Source organism: Stenotrophomonas sp. Bg11-02, from assembly GCF_002836635.1.
GTDB lineage: Bacteria > Pseudomonadota > Gammaproteobacteria > Xanthomonadales > Xanthomonadaceae > Stenotrophomonas > Stenotrophomonas lacuserhaii.
The window spans coordinates 178,751-197,063 of record NZ_PJAY01000049.1 but is presented as its reverse complement, the minus strand read 5'-3'; the positions used below and the strand labels follow the sequence as shown (position 1 = coordinate 197,063).

Below are 18,313 nucleotides of genomic sequence, written 5' to 3'. Positions count from 1 at the left end.
CTCGGTGGGAGTATCGAAAAGGAAAAGGGCAGGCTCAGCGCAGCGCCGACTGCAGCGCCTTGCGGATGACCATGGCGACGTCGTCGCCCTCGGCGTTGGCATCGCGGGCCATGCGCGCCGCCTCGGCCGGCTTGTAGCCGAGCTGCTGCAGCGCAACGGTGGCTTCGGACACCGGATCGGCCGCGGCGGGACCACTACTGGACGGCAGTGCGCCGCCTGCGCCCAGCTGGGCGGCACGGTCGCGCAGTTCCAACACCATGCGCTCGGCGGTCTTCTTGCCGATGCCCGGGATGCGGGTCAGCGCGGTGACGTCCCCGGACTGCACCATCCGCACGAACTCTTCCACGCTGGCCGCCGACAGCACCGCCAGCGCGATCTTCGCACCGATGCCGCTGACCTTCTGCACGTCGCGGAACAGGCGGCGCTCGCCATCGCGCAGGAAGCCGTACAGCGACACGCTGTCTTCCTTCTGCGCGTAGTGCGTGTACAGGATCACCTCGCGGCCGATGTCCGGCAGGTCATAGAACGTGCTCATCGGGGCTTCCAGCTCGTAGCCGACCCCGTTGACGTCCACCACCAGCCACGGCGGCGCCTTGTAGGCAACGATTCCACGCAGGCGACCGATCATGCAGCAGTGCTCCTCATTTCCGGCCCCACGCCTGGCGGGCGCTGAGCCCCAGGCGGTTGGCCGTGGCCCGTACGTGGGCATGGGTGATGGCCACGGCCAATGCGTCAGCGGCGTCGGCCTGCAGCTTCGTCTTCAGGCCGAGCATGAGCCCGACCATGTGTTGGACCTGTTGTTTTTCCGCTCCGCCGCGCCCGACGACCGCCAGCTTGATCTCGCTGGCCGCGTACTCACTGACCGGCAGGTCGCGCAGCACCACGGCCGAAATCGCCGCCCCGCGGGCCTGGCCGAGTTTCAGTGCCGAATCCGGGTTGCGCGCCATGAACACCTTTTCGATGGCCACTTCCTGCGGCTGGTACTGGACGATCAGATCGGCCAGTCCCAGCACCAGGATCTTCATCCGCTGCGGGAAGTCGTCAGCGCCCAGCAACACCAGCGGCTGGTGGTGGACATGGCTGACACGGCCGGCCGCATCGACGTCGATGATGCCGACCCCGGTACGTTGCGAACCGGGGTCGATGCCGAGGATGCGGGTCATCGACGGGCTTAGGCGTGCGCGCCGAGATCGGCGTTGGAGTAGACATCCTGCACGTCGTCGAGGTCTTCCAGCATGTCCAGCAGCTTCTTCACCTGCAGGGCGGTGTCGCCCTCCACGGCAATGTCGTTGTCGGCGCGGAAGGTGATTTCGGCGTGGTCGCTCGGCAGCCCGGCGGCCGCCATCGCATCGCGCACGGCGTGGAAGGCGTCCGGCGCAGTGACCACGTCGATGGAGGCGTCATCGGGGTAGACCACGATGTCGTCCGCACCGGCCTCGATGGCGGCCTCGGTGATGCGGTCTTCGTCTGCGCCCGGCGCATAGCTGATGACGCCCAGGCGCTTGAACATGAACGCCACCGAGCCTTCGGTGCCCATGTTGCCGCCGCACTTGCTGAACGCATGGCGGACATCGGCGACGGTGCGCACCTTGTTGTCGGTCAGGCAGTCGACGATCACGGCCACGCCGCCGGGCGCATAGCCCTCGTAGCGGATCTCTTCGTACTCGACGCCTTCCAGCTCGCCGGTGGCCTTCTTGATCGCCCGCTCGATCACGTCCTTGGACATGTTCGAGGACAGCCCCTTGTCCATCGCCACGCGCAGGCGCGGGTTGTTGTTGGGGTCGCCTCCGCCACCACGCGCGGCAACGCCGATCTCGCGGATGATCTTGGTGAAAATCTTGCCGCGTTTCGCGTCAGACGCGTTTTTGCGGCCTTCGATGGAGGGACCTCTACCCATGGGGGCTTCCGTTTGGCAGCTTCAGGAACAGGGCGCGGATTCTACCTGATCGGGCGCCACATCCGTGTCCACCCCGCCGCAGGACCTGGCGCGGTCAAGCGGCAGCGGAGGCCTGGCCAGGATGAAAGCGTCCGTGGCGCAGGAACTGCGCGGTCTGCCGCGCTGCCTCCAGCGAGAACACCAGCCCGCTGTGGGAACAGCGCACGACACAATGGTCGGCCAGTCCCGGCAAGCGGGTCTCGGCCAGCGCCACGGTGCCGTCGGAGTCTCCCTCCAGCGCCCCCAGCAGGCTGCCGAGGCCGTGCGGGACACAACCGGCGATCAGTCCCACCTTCGCCTCGCCCTGCCAGTCCGGCAGCCCATCCAGCAGCAGTCCGCTGCTGCGCCCGAGCGCTGCGGCCCAGCCGTGTTCGGCCAGGATGCGGGCGGTGCCACTGCCGCGCAGCGGCGATCCCAGGCAGACCACCCGCTGCACCTGCAGGTCCGGCGCCTGACGCAGCGCCTCCAGCGCCACCAGCCCGCCCAGGCTGTGGCCCACCAGCGAGACCGGCCCGCGCTGCTGCAGGCGTTCCAGCAACTGCGGGACGGCCACTTCGGGGCCGCCCAGCACGCTTGAATAGCCGAAGGTCTCGACCTGGAAGCCGCGCGCGCGCAGGCGCCAGGCGAGCGGGCCGACCCAGGCGCGGGCGTTCCAGATGCCATGCAGGAGCAGGACGGAGGGATTCATGTTTCCAGTTTGACGCATCTGACCATCCGGGGCGACCGCTGTGGCGGGCCATCATGGAACTCGACCAGGTTGCCGACCCGTCGCGGCTGCAGCGTCTGCCGGACGTCGAGCAGGGGGCGCCCCCCCACCCAGGCGAGCAGCGCGACGGACTCGCCACCATCCAGGTTCAGGGAAACGTTGGGCGGCGATTGCTGGCGGTCCAGCCGGGCCATCGCCGCCGAAAACGCCGTAAGTGTCCAGCCGGAGTCGGCGCAGCTACGGTCGCCCATGGGGGCCGCGACGAGCCGGATGCGACCACTTCCAGCGCTGGATGGCAGGCTGATCGCAGCCCGTGGGTTGGCATCATGCGCGTGCCACAACACACCGGGCGGAACCAGATCGCCCCGCTCGAAACAGAAATCGGGCGGCAGGCGGTACATCGGATTACCTGCGGCTTTGATCCCGAATACCGGCTCACCGCGCTCTGCCAGAAGGGGCGCACTGGCGAACGAGGAGCCGTCGGCGAACATCATTTGATGATAGTCGCCTGCAAACGCCGAAGGCACGGGCAACGCCGGCTGCTGCCTTCCCCCGGCCGTGTTCAGCGGTCCAATCGGCCGCGGTTCGGGCTGGGCGCTGCAGGCGCGCTGGCGGTAATTGAAGTAGCCGCCGTTGATACGCACGCACGTGCCTGCACGCTCACCGCCGGCAGGTGCCGCGCAGGGGTCGAGCAACGCTTCGCCCTGCACGACGCTGCCGCTGAAACGGCGAGGATCCAGGCTTATCCAGGCAAGCTGCTTTGCGGTGCGGGCGGCCTGCGGCGCAGCCGCAACCTGCAGCCCCATCCTTTCCAGCAACGCCGGTGGTCCTTCCAGCCGCACGGCGATCATCCCTGGCGCGAGCGTGGTGACAGTGATGGCGCGTCGCACGCGCCCGCCCTCCACCACGGCGCGCCAGCGCCCGGCCGTGCGTGCCTCAGCCAGACTGCGGTTGCGCACGCCGGCAGGTTTCAGCACGCATGGGCATTTCACGGAAGACGAGGACGACGACGCGGGAGGGAACACGGGAGAGAGGGGTGGCTCCGCTGGCGAAGACGGGGAAGTAGTCATGGGATCCACGCTGAAGGTGCTGCAGGGATGTCGCTTTCAGCAAGCGCCGCCCAAGGAGGCTGCGAGCCTCCGAAATGGCGCGTGTTGAAAGATGAGTGAATCCTGTAATTCCACCATGGGTAATGCCGATTTACCCGCCAAAATTGCCACTCGAAATCTTCGATTTGATTGATTTCGCAGTGGTTAACGCATGACTCAGGCTTCCCAGCTTCGCAATGCGCAGGCTATGCCTCCGTTTCCCGAAGCTGTATCACGATGACCGCTTACACACAGGCGTGGGCGCTGCCGATCCTGCAGCGCGCCGCGCACCGCCTGCCCCTGCCTTTGGACGTTCCTGCTGCTGCCTACACGCTTCTCGACGAAGGCGGAGTGGAATGGCACCTGGAAGTCACCGACGACCACCTGCTGCTGCACTGCCAGCTGGCCGATGACGGGCTGCGCTGCAGTGAACACCGGCTGCGCGCCCTGCTCGCCCACCATCACGACCCGCACGCCATGGGCGGCGCCTGCATCGCCCTGGACATCAGCAGCGGTGTACTGCGGCTGATCCAGGCCCATGCCCGCGAGTCGCCCGCCCTGGACGACCTGCCAGGTGCATTGCAGCGCCTGCAGTGCATTCGCCGCCACCTGCTCGCCTCCCTCTGACCCTTCGGATCCCCACATGCCGACGTTGACCATTTCCCAGACCTCCCCCGCCCTGCTGCCCCCTGCGCCGCCGCATGCACCGGCGTCTCCCATCCACGAGCACGCCTCGCTGCTGTTCTGCGCGGCCGGACCGGCCGCGCCGGTCCTCAACCAGTCGCGGGCCGCAGCCGAGTTCGACGTCGGGCGTGATTGGCAGAAGTTCATCGCCGGCTGGCCATGCGTCACGATGATGGGCCGCAGTGTCGAAGTCCCTGCCGCAGAACAGCGGATCCGTCCGGCGACCTTCTTCTCCGCGGCCAACCCTGCCGACAGCGCCACCCGCGACCTGTATCTGCAGGCCTACCAGAACCATTCGCATGACAACCAGAGCGTCCGTCAGGAAATTGGCCAGGCCGCCTTGGCCCAGGTGCGCGAGCAGGCGCAGCGCCTGGACCTGCAGGTGCCCCTGCAGGACGTCAAGACACGACAGGCCTATCGGATGGACCCCGCCACCGGCCAGGGCGTGCCGTACCTGCATGCCCGCGACATGCCGTTCCGCGCGGCGCTGGATGCCGCCGATGCAGCAATCCACACCTTCCTGCCGGGCTATGCCACGGGTGATCGCTATTCATTGATCCTCGCCACGTTGATCAATCCACGGCTCAACGTGTCCATCGCCTACAGCCGCGGCAACGCAGCCGAACAACATCATGCCCGCGAAGCCTTCGAGGTCATCCGCAGCGCGCTGGGGACCAGCGGGCAGCAGGATGCAGCGCATCGCGTGTCGCTGTACGAATACACCGGTGCAAGCCTGAAGAATGCGCGTGAATCGCTGGACGACAGCGCTACGCGTGCTGATTTCAAGCACGTGGCGGGTGCGCCCTCGCCGCTGGTCGGCGGCGACGAGCATGAGGCCACGCACGTGTTCCACATATCCGCCACGACCGAGCTGATCGCGCGTCGCTTCCGCGATCCGGACCTGTCGCCTGAAGCGCGCTGCATCGATGTCCGCGACAAACTCGTCGCGCTGGTCCACCCGGTCGAGCGCGAACGCATCGATGCACTGGTCGACACGGTCATCGCCGAACAGGGCATCCAGCCCGGCGCGGCCGCGTTGTGGATCGCCGATCGCGAATACGCCAATGCCCGCGAGGCAGAGGCCATTTCAAGGCCAATGATGTTCGAGCAGATCGCCGACGCACTGGAACACGCAGGCTCGCCGGTGTATTGCATCGCCGATACTTATATCAACCGCGCACGCGATGAGAACGGTGAGGATCGTCTCACCGACCGCCATCCGTACCGACCGAAGCTGCATCCCCATATCGGCCGCTTCTGGGCAGCGGAACTGGATGGTGAGCGCGTGCTGGCCCCTCGCGAGCATCAGTGGTACTTCATGCACAAGCTGCTGGATACCGTCGGTGGCCCGGTGATCGGCATCCGTAGCGGCGCACTGGAACCGTTCGCGCTGATGGGACACCAGGTGATCTACCTGGAGCACAAGGACATGTTCACCCCCGAACGCCACGCCTGCTGGCAGGGAGTCATTCCCTACCACCGGCTGATCACCAACCACACCACCGGCTACCTCAACAAGGAAAGCGAAACCTTCCGCGACAACGCGCTGCGCAGCCTGCTCAGCGAGACCCTGCAGCGCAGGCTGGAACGGGGTGCCGCAGATCCGGTGTACGGACCTTGGCCCGATCGGCAGCAGTCGCTGTCCCGGATGGAGGACGACCTGGCCCGCGGCCTCCTCAGCAGCAACGAACTGAAACTGCTGGTAGCGATGACGCGCAGCCGTACAACGGCGATGCAGACCGCTGCGTTGCCCGGCACCTTCGGCGCCGCACCGGGCGCCAGCTGATCTGGACGGTGCTCATGCTGTCGCCGGGGTATCGGCGGCAGCGACCAGCGGCCGCCGCAGGATGAACTCAAGGTCGTTGGTTTCACCGACCGGGAACAGGTACTCGCCCACTTTCTGGAAGCCGTAGCGGGCATAGAAGCGCTGCGCGCCGAAGTTTTCCGACCACACCCCCAGCCACAGCGGGCGCGGGCCGCCGCGCTCCAGCCAGGCCAGCGCGGTCTCCAGCAACCGGCTGCCCCAGCCGCAACTCTGCTCGGCCTTGATCAGGTACAGCCGCTTCAGTTCGCCGTCGCCGGGCTGCACGTCCGGATGCGGCAGGCCGCATGGACCGGCCGCCGCGTGGCCGATCGCCACACCGTCATGTTCCAGCAGCCACACCGCGTAATCCGGGTGCGCCAGGATGATCCGCTGGCGCTCCACCGCATAGTTTTCGTCGAGGAAATCCTGCAGGTGCCGGGGCGGATACAGATGGCCGAAGGTCTCGGTGAAGGTGCGCGCGGCCAGCACCGACAGGATCGCAGCGTCGTCGACGCTGGCACGGCGGATCGCATAGGAACCCAGGACCATGTGCTTGCCTCGTAGCATCGAGCCGTCGCGACGGCGTGGTTGGGAAAGGCTGCCGGCCTGTGCACGACAGCCCTTGGAGCGGCCTCAGCCCTTCTTGGGACGTACCTGGATGTGCACTTCGGCCAGCTGCGCATCGGCGATCGGCGACGGTGCATCGGTCATCAGGCACTGCGCGCCGGTGGTCTTCGGGAACGGGATGACGTCGCGGATCGACTCGGTACCGGCCATCAGCGCGGCGATGCGGTCGATGCCGAAGGCGATGCCACCGTGCGGCGGCGCGCCGTAGTTCAGCGCATCCAGCAGGAAGCCGAACTTGGCACGGGCTTCTTCGGCATCGATGCCGAGCAGCTCGAACACCGCGCTCTGCATGTCCGGACGGTGGATACGGATCGAGCCGCCGCCGATCTCGTTGCCGTTGAGCACCATGTCATAGCCGCGCGACACCGCGGTCCTGGCATGCGCGCGCAGATCGGCGATGTCATCCACCGCAGGCGCGGTGAAGGGGTGGTGCAGGGCGACGTAGCGCTGCGCTTCCTCGTCCCATTCGAACATCGGGAAGTCAGTCACCCACAGCGGTGCCCAGCCATCGGCGACCAGGCCGAAGTCCTTGCCCGCCTTCAGACGCAGCGCGCCCATGAAATCGGACACCTTGTTGTAGCCGCCCGCGCCGAAGAACACAATGTCCCCATTGCCAGCGCCGACGTGGGCCAGCAGCGCAGCAAAGCCGTCTTCGGTGAAGAATTTCTGGATCGGCGAGCTGACCTCGCCGGTGTCGCTGATCTTGATGTAGGCCAGGCCCTTGGCGCCGTATTTGGCGGCGTGGGCGGCGTACTCGTCGATCTGCTTGCGGCTCAGGCTGCCACCGCCCGGGATGCGCAGCGCGGCGACGCGGCCGTCGGCATCGTTGGCGGCCGTGCTGAACACCGGGAACCCGCTGGACTTGACCAGCTCGGCCACGTCCACCAGCTCCAGCGTGATGCGCAGGTCCGGCTTGTCCGAACCATAACGACGCATCGCCTCGGCCCAGGTCATGCGCGGGAAGCGGGCGGCCAGCTCCACGTCGACCACCTCCTTGAAGATGCCGCGGATCATGTCCTCGACGAAATCCTGCACGTCCTGCTCGCGCACGAAGGCGAATTCCATGTCCAGCTGGGTGAACTCCAGCTGGCGGTCGGCACGCAGGGCCTCGTCGCGGAAGCAGCGCGCGATCTGGTAGTAGCGGTCGAAGCCGGCCACCATCAGGATCTGCTTGAACAGCTGGGGGCTCTGCGGCAGCGCGTAGAACTCGCCCGGGTGCATGCGCGCCGGCACCAGGAAGTCCCGCGCGCCTTCCGGGGTGGCCTTGGTCAGGATCGGGGTTTCGATGTCCTGGAAGCCACGCTCGTCCAGGTGGCGGCGCAGCGCCTGCACCAGCTTGATGCGGGTGCGCTGCATGCGCTGCATCTCCGGGCGGCGCAGGTCCAGGTAACGGTACTTCAGGCGGGTTTCTTCGCCCGGGTTCTCGTGTGCATGGAACGGCAACGGCGCGGCCTTGTTGAGCACGGTGATGGCGGTGGCGATCACTTCGACCTTGCCGGTGGCCATCTTGTCGTTGACTGCGTGGCGGGCACGCACCACGCCTTCCACCTGCAGCACGTCCTCGTAACCGAGCGAGGCGGCCACGGCGAACACTTCGGCATTGTCGACCTCCACCGTCACCTGCACGATGCCCTCATGATCGCGAAGATCGATGAAGCACACGCCGCCCTGGTTACGGGCCACGTCGGTCCAGCCGGCGAGGGTGACAGTCTGGCCGATCAGGGTCTCGTCGACCAGGCCGCAGAAGTGGGTACGCATGGGGGAAAGCTCCGCTGTTGTACGCCGGCGCCAGGAAGGACCGGAAAGCCCGTTATTCTGGGGCCGAGCCCCCACCGGGGGCAAATCCTCGGCAGTCACGCCGATTTAATCCAGTTCGTTCCTATATTCGCGCACCATCGACCGCTCGGGGATGTCGCCATGAACCGCTGGACCCTGGCCTGCCTGGCCGCCGCGCTTGCCTGCTCTGCCCCGCTGTTTCCCGCCCATGCCCAGATCGGCACACGTGCCTATGCGCCGGAGAACCTGACCCAGCTTTCCAGCAGTGACCGGACCCGGGTGATCAGCCAGGAGTATGCCGAACAGTCCAACGGACGCCGTATTCCCGATGACCAGCTGCGGTTCTACCTGGCCCAGGTCAACTCCGGATGGGGCTTTTCGCGCATCAAGCAGGACATCGCCACCTCGCTGCGCGGAGGTGGCAGCGGTGGCAACGGCGGCAACTGGGGCGGCGGCGGGCAGAACGGCGGCAACATCCGCTGCGAGAGCCAGAACAACCGCGAGCGGGTCTGCAACACGGGCTGGCGCAATGCCCGGCTGGTCCGGCAGATCTCCGGCACGGCCTGCGTGGAAGGCCGCACCTGGGGCACCCGTAATGGTGCGGTCTGGGTCAACGGCGGCTGCCGCGGCGAGTTCGCCGAAGCCCGCGGCTCCAGCGGAGGCAACTGGGGCGGCGGCTGGGGCGGGGCCAACAACAACTACAGTGTTACCTGCAGCAGCAACGACAAGCGCCGCTCCAGCTGCGCGTGGGAAGCACGCCGCGGCCGCCCGGTGCTGATCGAACAGCTGTCCGGCAGCGCCTGTCGCGAAAACCAGACCTGGGGCTACAGCAATGGCAGCCTGTGGGTCGCCAACGGCTGCCGCGCGCGCTTCGGCGTGCGCTGACCCGCTCCGGGTAGTGACGGCCGCTGGCCGTCCGATTGCTGGCCTGCTGCCTGGTGGGTGACGGCCGTTGGTCGTCACGCTATTGCCGCTGCGCTCGCCGAGCATGGCTCGGCGCTACCCCTGCTTCGGTAGTGACGACCGTTGGTCGTCACGCCCTGCCGCTGCGCTCGCCGAGCATGGCTCGGCGCTACCCCTGCTTCGGTAGTGACGACCGTTGGTCGTCACGCCCTGCCGCTGCGCTCGCCGGGCATGGCTCGGCGCTACCCGGCGGATCCCTCCGGAGACGGCGTGCGCGCGCCCCACGGTGCTGGTGGCAATGCCACCGGCCGCGAAAGGTCGAATACCACGCGGAAGCGTCGCCCATCGGGCCGGGTCAATTCGTAGACGAACTGCCGATCCGGATCGATCTCCATCGCCCAGGTGTTATGCGTGGACGCCAGCATGTCCGCCTTGCGGAACATCGCCACCGAATCGGTGTCGGCCGGGAACTCCTGGCGCTGTGCCGTACCCGGGCGCCTGCTGTCGCCGCCATACAGGCTGATCGCATCCGGGCTGCCGTCGGCATGCCGGTGGTCGTGCTTCAGGCGCAGCCCGCTCTCGGTACGGCTCAGCACCCAGGTGCGCGAATGGTCATCGCCGACGTGGAACGGTATCCGCAGCTGGTGGGCCGGGTCCTCGCAGCCCCGCACGTGCATCACCAGCCGCTTGCCCGCGAACGGGTCCGGGCCGGTGCTGGCCGGGTTGTCTTCCACCACCTGTCCAGCAAAGGCCTTGCCACAGTAGGCGGCCACGCTGGCAAGGAAAGCATCGGCCGGCGCGTTGGACACTTCCTGCGCCACCGGATCAGGGGAAGGGTCGCTGCACCCTGCAAGGGCCAGCAGCATAGTGAGGGAAGAGGTCCGGAGCAGGTTCATCGCTCCACCCTACCCAGCCAAGCCGCATGGCGCAAACCCTCTGTGCTTACTCGCTCTTCGCAGGTGCCGCCGCTGCGGGCTTTTCCGCCAGGTTCTTCTTGTTGGAGCCAAAATCGGTCTCATACCAGCCTCCGCCAGCCAGCCGGAACGAGGGCGCGGTGATCTGCCGCTTCACCGTTTCCTTGCCACAGGACGGGCACTGCGTCGGGTCTGCATCGGCAATCTTCTGCAGGCGGTCAAAGGCGTAGCCGCAGTCGGCGCAGGCGAATCCGTAGATCGGCATCGTAGTTGTCAGGTAGGAAATCAGGCGCGCATGTTAAGGCATTGCAAGCGGCCCGGCAGGCCCCCTGTGTTAAGGTCGGTGACGTGTTTGCCAAACCTTCCCCACGAAGGTCGCACCCATGTTGCGGCTGACTTCACTGCTGCTTGGCGTGGCTTTGCTGCTTACCGGCGGCGGTCTGCTGGGCACCCTGCTGGCTGTGCGCGGCGGGCTGGAAGGCTTCAGCGCCAACGCGCTGGGCTGGGTGATGTCCGGTTATTTTGCCGGCTTCTTCGTTGGCACTTTCACTGCCCCGCCGCTGATCCGGCGCATGGGCCACAGCCGCGCCTTCGCCTTCCACGCCGCCCTCGCCACCATGGCGGTGCTGCTGCATCCGCTGTGGCTGGATCCGTGGGGCTGGGGCCTGCTGCGGGTGGTCACCGGCATCGCGTTGGTCGGCCTGTATACCGTCATCGAAAGCTGGCTCAACGCCGAACCCGATCCGCAGCGGCGCAGCCGGGTGTTTTCGCTGTACATGATGATCAACCTGTCCGCGCTGGCACTGGGGCAGGTGCTGCTGATGCTTGGCGATGCGGGCGCGGCGGCGATGTTCACCGTCACCGCACTGCTGGTGTGCGCGGCGATGCTGCCGGTCACCGCCACCCGCCTGCAGCAGCCGGACGTGCCCAACGTGCCGCGTCTCAAGCTTGGCAACCTGTATACCCTGGCGCCGGTGGCCACCGTGGCCGCCGGCCTGTCCGGGCTGGCGATGGGTCCGTTCTGGGGCCTGTTGCCGGTATTCGCCGGGGACATCGGCCTCAGCGGCGATGGCGTGCCGTTGTTCATGCTGGCCGCCATCGCCGGCGGCGCCCTGCTGCAATGGCCGCTCGGCCGCATCAGCGATGGCCACGACCGGCGTATCGGCCTGATGACCGTAAGCCTGGCCGCCGCCGGACTGGCGGTGCTGGCGGCCATGCCATTGATCCAGCAGCAGCTGCACGTAATGTTCCTGCTGGTGTTCTGCTACGGCGGGCTGGTGTTCGCGCTGTACCCGTTCGCGGTGGCGCACATGCTCGATTACCTGGCCAGCGAAGACCTGCTGTCCGGCTGCAGCAGCCTGCTGCTGGTGCATGGCGTCGGCGCGGCGGTCGGTCCGGCCATCGCCGGCGCGCTGATGAGTCGCTTCGGCGCCCCCGCGCTGCCGCTGTACTTCGCGGCCGTGTTGACCTGCCTGGCCGTCTTCACCGGCATGCGGCTGCTTTCGCACGCCCGCCTGCGTACCCATCCGGCACCGTTCCGCGCGATGTTGCGCACCACGCCTTCGGCGCTGGAACTGATGCCCGAAACCGAAACTCCCCTCCACCCTGAAAAGGAACCGCATTGACTGTTGGAAGCCCTCCCTCTGCTACCGAACCCGTAATCCCCGCTGTTGAAACCGCAGCACCGCCGCAACTGATATTGGCCACCGACCTGGATGGCACCTTCCTGGCAGGCAGCGCCGAACAGCGCCACCGCCTCTACCGGCTGATCGACCAGCATCCCGGGATCCAGCTCATTTTCATCACCGGCCGCGGGCTGGAAGCCGTGTTGCCGCTGCTGTCCGATCCCTCGATCCCGCGCCCGGACTACATCGTCTGCGATGTCGGTGCCACCGTGGTCGATGGCCACACCCTGCAACCCCTGCAGCCGCTTCAGTCGATGATCGAAGCGCACTGGCCCGGCGAGCACGTGGTGGCTGCCGCGATGCGCCCCTACACCGCGCTGCAGCGCCAGGACGTGCCGCAGGAACGCCGCTGCTCGTACTTCTGCGATCCGAAGACGCTCGCACCGCTGCGCGCGCAGATCGAACAGACCGCACGCTCGCTGGGCTGCGATGTGCTGTATTCGGCCGACCGTTATCTCGACATCCTGCCGCCGGGCACCGACAAGGGACGCACGCTGGCCGCGCTGGCGCGCACGCTGGGGCTGCCCGTGGAGCGCATCCTGGTCGCCGGTGACACCCTCAACGACCTTTCCATGTACGTCGCCGGGTTCCGCGGCGTGTGTGTGGGCCAGTCCGAACCGGCACTGCTGGAGGCCACCGCCGGGCAACAGCGCACCCTGCACGCGCAGGCCCCCGGCTGCGGCGGCATCCTCGAAGCAATCACCCATTTCAAGCTGCTCGACGCCCGCGATCCCCACCTGGCCGCACCCGCGCCGGTATCGCACGACGGCGCCCAGCTGCTGATGGTCTACCATCGCCTGCCCTTCGATGAAGCGATCGAGGACGGCAAGCTGGTGCAGCGTCCGCCGCGCTCGCCGAACGGCATCATTCCCTCGCTGTTGAGCTTCTTCAAGGGCGGGCAGAAAGGCAGCTGGATCGCCTGGGGCATCGATGATCCCAAGCACCGGCCGTTCCAGCGCCACGTGCAGGTGGACCAGGCGCAATACCCCACCCTGCGCGCCACCCGCGTCCCCCTGAGCCGGCAGGAAGTGGACATCTTCTACAAGCGCTTTTCCAAGGAAGCGTTCTGGCCGATGCTGCACGTGTTCTGGGAACGCGCGCGCTTCCGCGAAGACGACTGGCAGGTGTTCCTGAAGGTCAACCGCAAGTTCGCCGAAGCCACCGCGGCCGAAGCGGCGCACGGGGCCACCGTATGGATCCACGACTACAACCTGTGGATGGTGCCGGCCTACCTGCGCGAGCTGCGCCCGGACGTCAAGATCGCCTTCTTCCACCACACCTATTTCCCTTCGGCGGATGTGTTCAACGTGGTGCCGTGGCGCCGCGAGATCATCGGCAGCCTGCTTTCGTGCGATTACATCGGCTTCCACATCCCGCGCCAGGTGGAGAACTTCGTGGACGTGGTCCGCGGTGCCGCACCGGTGGAGCGCCTGGCCTGGGAAAACTGCGCCCCGCGCTTCCTTACCTACGGCTGCGCGGTGGGGCTGGACACCATGACCACCCGCCTGCGCGTGGGCGACCGCGATGTCGCCTTGGGTGCCCATCCGGTCGGCACCGACCTCGGCCGCATCCACGACACCCTGGCGCGCGGCGACGTGCGCAACGACATCTTCAAGCTCCGCCGCGAAATCGGCGCGCGCAAGCTGGTGCTGTCGGTGGAACGGCTGGACTACACCAAGGGCACGCTGGCCAAGCTGGAAGCCTTTGAACGGGTGCTGGAGCAGCATCCGGAGCAGTGCGGCAAGGTCACCCTGCTGATGGTCTGCGTGCCGGCCGCACGCGAAATGACCGTGTACCGCACCCTGCAGAACCAGATCGAACAGGCGGTCGGCCGCATCAACGGCCGCTTCGCCCGGCTGGACTGGACGCCGGTGCGCTTCTTCGCCAAGGCCCTGCCGTTCGAGCAGGTGGTGGCGCACTATGCGGCCGCGCAGGTGATGTGGATCACCCCGCTGCGCGATGGCCTGAACCTGGTGGCCAAGGAGTTCATCGCCACCCATGGCATCGAAGGCAGCAACGGGGTGCTGGTGTTGAGCGAGTTCGCCGGTGCGGCCGCTGAGCTGAAAGGCGCGGTATTGACCAATCCGCATGATCCGGCCGATCTGGCCGCCGGCCTGATGCAGGCGCTGCTGATGCCTGAAGAAGAGGCCGAAGCGCGCCAGCGCCAGCTGCACGGCATCGTGGAGTACTACGACGTGGACCGCTGGGGACGCGAGTTCCTGGAAGCAGTGGAAGGCAGCGGCAAGGCCGCCTAGCACCCGGTGTCGAGCAGGCTCGACACTACTTGCGTAGCGGGCGAGCTTGCTCGCCCTGCGTCAGCCGGTCATCCGCTCCGCCAGCGCGGCCACCCGGGCCAGCACCGCATCGCGCTGGCCGCCGTCCACGCTGGCGCCCTGCAGGTAAGCGGTGAGCACCCACGCGGTGCCACCGCCCAGCGGCCACAGCACGCCGATGTCGTTGCGCGTGTCCTTGCCGTTGCTGCCGGTCTTGTCACCGACCCGCCATCGCTTGTCCAGCCCGGCCCGCAGCGTCGCATCGCCGGTCTCGTTGTCGATCAGCCAGTCCGCCAGCTGCTGCCGCGATGCCGGCCGCAGCGCATCGCCGAGCACGAACCGCTGCAGGCTGGCCGCGCTGGCGGCGGGACTGGTTGTGTCGCGCGGGTCGCCCAGCGTGAACCGGTTGAGTTCCGGCTCGTACCGGTCACTGCGGGTCACCGCATCACCGTGGGAACGCATGAACGCCGTCAGCGCCGGCGGCCCGCCCAGGTGGCGCAGCAGCAGGTTCGCCGCCGGGTTGTCGCTGGTCACCATCGTCGTGCGGCACAGGTCGCGCACGCTCAGGTCCTTGCCCACGTGCCGGCGGGTCGTCGGCGCATGGTCGATCAGGTCCTCCGCGCGCATCGGCAGCCGCTCGTCGAGGAAGCCCGGCTGCCGCTCGGCGCGGTGCAGCGCTGCGGCCGCGAGCATCCACTTGATCGTGCTGCACATCGGGAAGCGTTCGTCCTGGCGGTGCCCCACCCGCTTGCCGGTGCGGGTGTCCAGCAGGGTCACCCCGAGCCGCCCGCCGCTGGCTTTTTCCAGCGCGGCGAAGTCCGCAGCCGTGGCGATGGTGGCCGCAGCCGGGCCGGGCGCGCTGCGTGCCGGGCCCGGAACGGCAAGTGATGATGCCAGCGCGAGGGCACTGGTCTGCAGGAAATGGCGGCGCGACAGCATGGGCGTTCTCCAGACGGTGAGGTCCCCATGGTGGTCGCCGGCAGACCTACCGACCATCGCGACCTTTCAGGGTAAGCCCCATGAAATTCTCATGGCTGGACGCTCGTGATCCATGCCCCGCGACCAGATAGCCGCGGCACGCTACCATCCGCCATCAATCCAGCTCAACACGGCATCGCATGTTGTCGCCTTCGCTTCCGCTCAACGCACTGCGCGCCTTCGAGGCCGCCGCGCGCCACCAGAACCTGACCCGCGCCGCGCTGGAACTGTGCGTGAGCCAGGCCGCGCTCAGCCATCAGATCCGCGGCCTGGAAGACCGGCTGGGCGTTCGCCTGTTCCATCGGCTGCCCCGTGGCGTGGCGCTCACCGATGAGGGCGCGGCGCTGTATCCGGTGATGAACGAGGCCTTCCAGCGGATCAGCCTGGCGCTGGCCCGCTTCACCGGCAGCGGCGAGAAAGAAGTCCTGACGCTGGGCGTGGTCGGCACCTTCGCCACCGGCTGGCTGTTGCCGCGGCTTGCCGATTTCCAGGCCGCCCATCCAGACATCGAGCTGCGCCTGCAGACCCACAACAACCGCATCGACCTGGCTGGCGAGGGTCTGGACCTGGCCATCCGCTTCGGCGAGGGCGACTGGCAGGGGCAGGTCTGCACGCGCGTGCTGCCCGCGCCATTCGCGCCATTGTGCGCACCGGGCCTGGCGCGCCGCCTGCGCGTGCCCGCCGACCTCGCCGGTCTGCCGCTGCTGCGTTCCTACCGCGCTGATGAATGGCCGCGCTGGCTGCAGGCCGCAGGCATCACCGGGCTGGAAGCGCGCGGGCCGGTTTTCGACTCCTCGTTGACCCTGGCTGCCGCGGCGACCAGCGGCGCCGGCATCGCGCTGCTGCCGCTGTGCATGTTCGAACAGGAACTGGCCGAGGGCCGGTTGCAGCAACCGTTCGCGCAGACTGTCGAGCTGGGCAGCTACTGGCTGACACGGCTGCGTTCACGCAGCGAACGCGAGCCCGCGCGGCGGTTCGCCGCGTGGCTGCAGGGCGCGGCCTGACGCCCCTGTGCGTGCGGACCTTGGTCCGCACGCGCAGACGGCAGTCAACCTTCCAGCAGCGCCATCCACGCCGCTTCGGCCTTCTCCAGCAGCGCTGCGGTCGCTTCGCGATCGCGCCCCAGCACCGCCATGCGCGTGGCATCGGCGTAGTTGGACGGATCGGCCAGCTGCCGGTCCAGCTCGGCAAGGCTGGCTTCCAGCTCGGCCACCTTGCCCTCCGCGGCCGCCAGCTTGTGCGGGTTGGGCGCCTTCTTCTGCACCACCTGCACCACCGGCTCGGTCTTCACCGCCACCGGTGCAACGGCCTCGGCCAGCTTGGCCTTGGTGCCCTGCGCCTGCGGTCGCGTACGCAGCCACGCCGCGTACTCATCCAGGTCGCCGTCGAACGGTTCCACCACGCCATCGGCCACGCGCCAGAACGTGTCGCAGACCAGCCCGATCAGATGCCGGTCATGCGACACCATCACGATGGCGCCCTCGAAATCACTCAGCGCTTCGGCCAGCGCCTCACGCATTTCCAGGTCAAGGTGGTTGGTCGGCTCATCGAGCAGCAGCACGTTCGGCTGCTGGTAGGCGATCAACGCCAGCGCCAGCCGTGCACGTTCGCCACCGGAGAAGCCATCCACCGACTCGAACGCGCGGTCACCGGCGAAATTCCACTTGCCGAGGAAATCACGGAACGACTGGTTCGGCGCGTCCGGGGCGATGTCGCGGAAGTGCTCCATCGGCGACTGGCCTTCGTGCAGTGACTCCACCGTATGCTGGGCGAAGTAACCGATCTTCAGGTCCGGATGCGCGGCACGATCACCACTGATCGGATCCAGCTCGCCGACCAGGGTCTTCACCAGGGTCGTCTTGCCGGCGCCGTTCGGGCCCAGCAGGCCGATGCGCTGGCCCGCTTCCAGGCCGAAGCCGACGTTGTGCAGGATCACCGAATCGGCGCCGTAACCGGCCTCCACGTGGTTCAGGCGGATCAGCGAGAACGGCAGCTTGGCCGGCGGCGCGAACTCGATGCGGAACTCGCGCTCGGCCCGCACAGCTTCCGTACCGGCCATCTTCGCCAGGCGCTTCATGCGGCTCTGCGCCTGCGCGGCCTTGGACGCGGTGGCCTTGAAGCGGTCGATGAAGCTCTGCAGGTGGGCGCGCTCGTTCTGTTCCTTCTCGTGGGCGATCTGCTGCTGGCGCAGCTGCTCCGAACGCTGGCGTTCGAAGTCGGTGTAGCCGCCGGTGTACAGCTTGGCGCCGCCGTTATGCAGGTGCAGCGTGTGGGTCGCCACGTTGTCCAGGAACTCGCGGTCATGCGAGATCAGCAGCAGCGTGCCGGGATACTTCAGCAGCCACTGTTCCAGCCAGTACACCGCATCCAGGTCCAGGTGGTTGGTCGGCTCATCGAGCAGCAGCAGGTCGCTGGGCATCATCAGCGCGCGAGCCAGGTTCAGGCGCACGCGCCAGCCGCCGGAGAACGAGGACACCGCACGGTGATGCGTATCCGCCGGGAAACCCAGGCCATGCAGCAGCTTGCCGGCGCGCGCTTCGGCATCGTAGGCACCGACTTCGGCCATCTTCGTATGCGCTTCGGCCACCGCTTCCCAGTCCTCGCGGGCCGTCGCGGCGGCTTCTTCGGCCAGCACTGCGGCCACCACCACGTCGCCGCCCAGCACGAAGCTCAACGCCGGGTCTGGCAGTGAGGGCGTTTCCTGGGCCACGCTGGCAATACGCACCTTGCCGGGCAGGTCGACATCGCCCTTGTCGGCTTCCAGTTCGCCCTGCACGGCGGCGAACAGACTGGACTTGCCGGCACCGTTGCGGCCAACCACGCCCACCCGGTAACCGGCATGCAGGGTCAGGTCGACGTTGGACAACAGCAGCCGCTCGCCGCGGCGCAAGGCGAAATTACGGAGGGAGATCATCGGGGGGTCCATATAACGGAATGGA

Annotated in this window: 17 protein-coding genes; 6 read left to right on the top strand and 11 right to left on the bottom strand. The window is 67.5% G+C overall.

Features of this window, described 5'->3' with window-relative positions:
• Positions 1–34: 34 nt before the first annotated feature.
• The 5 genes from ruvA to CXG43_RS04400 all read right to left on the bottom strand — a co-directional run bounded on the left by ruvA (position 35) and on the right by CXG43_RS04400 (position 3,712).
• Positions 35–628 (bottom strand): Holliday junction branch migration protein RuvA, encoded by a 594-nt coding sequence (gene ruvA, locus CXG43_RS04420; protein WP_042613465.1) that lies wholly within the window; start codon positions 626–628, stop codon positions 35–37.
• A 13-nt stretch (positions 629–641) separates the two neighbouring features.
• Positions 642–1,163, bottom strand: a complete 522-nt coding sequence (gene ruvC / locus CXG43_RS04415; protein ID WP_101098837.1) for a crossover junction endodeoxyribonuclease RuvC — start codon at positions 1,161–1,163, stop codon at positions 642–644.
• An 8-nt stretch (positions 1,164–1,171) separates the two neighbouring features.
• Positions 1,172–1,897 carry a YebC/PmpR family DNA-binding transcriptional regulator gene (locus CXG43_RS04410; protein WP_101098836.1) on the bottom strand — a complete coding sequence of 242 codons (726 nt, stop codon included), beginning with the start codon at positions 1,895–1,897 and terminating at the stop codon, positions 1,172–1,174.
• Positions 1,898–1,991: 94 nt separating this feature from the next.
• Positions 1,992–2,624, bottom strand: coding sequence for an alpha/beta fold hydrolase (locus tag CXG43_RS04405; protein WP_101098835.1), 633 nt, complete (start codon positions 2,622–2,624; stop codon positions 1,992–1,994).
• Entirely contained in the window at positions 2,621–3,712 is a 1,092-nt protein-coding gene (locus tag CXG43_RS04400) for a hypothetical protein (protein WP_198552982.1), read from the bottom strand. The genes CXG43_RS04405 and CXG43_RS04400 overlap by 4 nt, the downstream gene beginning before the upstream one ends.
• Positions 3,713–3,967: 255 nt before the next feature.
• Here CXG43_RS04400 and CXG43_RS04395 point away from each other — a divergent pair, with 255 nt between their 5' ends.
• Together CXG43_RS04395 and CXG43_RS04390 are read left to right on the top strand one after the other, a co-directional pair.
• Positions 3,968–4,357, top strand: coding sequence for a hypothetical protein (locus CXG43_RS04395; protein ID WP_101098833.1), 390 nt, complete (start codon positions 3,968–3,970; stop codon positions 4,355–4,357).
• A 16-nt stretch (positions 4,358–4,373) separates the two neighbouring features.
• Positions 4,374–6,200, top strand: coding sequence for a hypothetical protein (locus CXG43_RS04390; protein WP_101098832.1), 1,827 nt, complete (start codon positions 4,374–4,376; stop codon positions 6,198–6,200).
• Positions 6,201–6,212: 12 nt separating this feature from the next.
• Here CXG43_RS04390 and CXG43_RS04385 read toward each other — a convergent pair whose 3' ends face one another.
• Together CXG43_RS04385 and aspS are read right to left on the bottom strand one after the other, a co-directional pair.
• A complete protein-coding gene (locus CXG43_RS04385; RefSeq protein ID WP_101098831.1) occupies positions 6,213–6,767 on the bottom strand; it encodes a GNAT family N-acetyltransferase in 555 nt (184 codons plus the stop codon).
• Positions 6,768–6,851: 84 nt separating this feature from the next.
• A complete protein-coding gene (gene aspS / locus CXG43_RS04380; RefSeq protein WP_101098830.1) occupies positions 6,852–8,603 on the bottom strand; it encodes an aspartate--tRNA ligase in 1,752 nt (583 codons plus the stop codon).
• Positions 8,604–8,762: 159 nt separating this feature from the next.
• On the opposite strand from aspS, the gene CXG43_RS04375 reads away from it, so the two are divergent.
• A complete protein-coding gene (locus CXG43_RS04375; protein ID WP_101098829.1) occupies positions 8,763–9,506 on the top strand; it encodes a DUF3011 domain-containing protein in 744 nt (247 codons plus the stop codon).
• A gap of 260 nt (positions 9,507–9,766) precedes the next feature.
• On the opposite strand, the gene CXG43_RS04370 is transcribed toward CXG43_RS04375, so the two are convergent.
• Both CXG43_RS04370 and CXG43_RS04365 read right to left on the bottom strand, forming a co-directional pair.
• Complete coding sequence (locus tag CXG43_RS04370) at positions 9,767–10,420, bottom strand: hypothetical protein (RefSeq protein WP_101098828.1); 654 nt, start codon at positions 10,418–10,420, stop codon at positions 9,767–9,769.
• Between the two features lie 46 nt (positions 10,421–10,466).
• Positions 10,467–10,703 (bottom strand): zinc ribbon domain-containing protein, encoded by a 237-nt coding sequence (locus tag CXG43_RS04365; RefSeq protein WP_101098827.1) that lies wholly within the window; start codon positions 10,701–10,703, stop codon positions 10,467–10,469.
• A 118-nt stretch (positions 10,704–10,821) separates the two neighbouring features.
• Here CXG43_RS04365 and CXG43_RS04360 point away from each other — a divergent pair, with 118 nt between their 5' ends.
• The gene (locus CXG43_RS04360) at positions 10,822–12,063 is read left to right on the top strand and encodes an MFS transporter (protein WP_101098826.1); all 1,242 of its coding nucleotides are present in this window, start codon (positions 10,822–10,824) and stop codon (positions 12,061–12,063) included.
• A 68-nt stretch (positions 12,064–12,131) separates the two neighbouring features.
• Complete coding sequence (gene ggpS, locus CXG43_RS04355; protein ID WP_101098867.1) at positions 12,132–14,378, top strand: glucosylglycerol-phosphate synthase; 2,247 nt, start codon at positions 12,132–12,134, stop codon at positions 14,376–14,378.
• A gap of 60 nt (positions 14,379–14,438) precedes the next feature.
• Here the strand turns inward: ggpS and blaL2 are convergent, their stop codons facing one another.
• Complete coding sequence (blaL2, locus tag CXG43_RS04350; protein ID WP_101098825.1) at positions 14,439–15,335, bottom strand: L2 family extended-spectrum class A beta-lactamase; 897 nt, start codon at positions 15,333–15,335, stop codon at positions 14,439–14,441.
• A gap of 179 nt (positions 15,336–15,514) precedes the next feature.
• Between blaL2 and CXG43_RS04345 the strand changes: the two genes are divergently transcribed.
• Positions 15,515–16,378: a LysR family transcriptional regulator gene (locus tag CXG43_RS04345; RefSeq protein ID WP_101098824.1), complete on the top strand. Its 864-nt coding sequence runs from the start codon at positions 15,515–15,517 to the stop codon at positions 16,376–16,378.
• 44 nt (positions 16,379–16,422) lie between these two features.
• Here CXG43_RS04345 and CXG43_RS04340 read toward each other — a convergent pair whose 3' ends face one another.
• Positions 16,423–18,288 carry an ABC-F family ATP-binding cassette domain-containing protein gene (locus CXG43_RS04340; protein ID WP_101098823.1) on the bottom strand — a complete coding sequence of 622 codons (1,866 nt, stop codon included), beginning with the start codon at positions 18,286–18,288 and terminating at the stop codon, positions 16,423–16,425.
• Between the last annotated feature and the right edge of the window lie 25 nt (positions 18,289–18,313).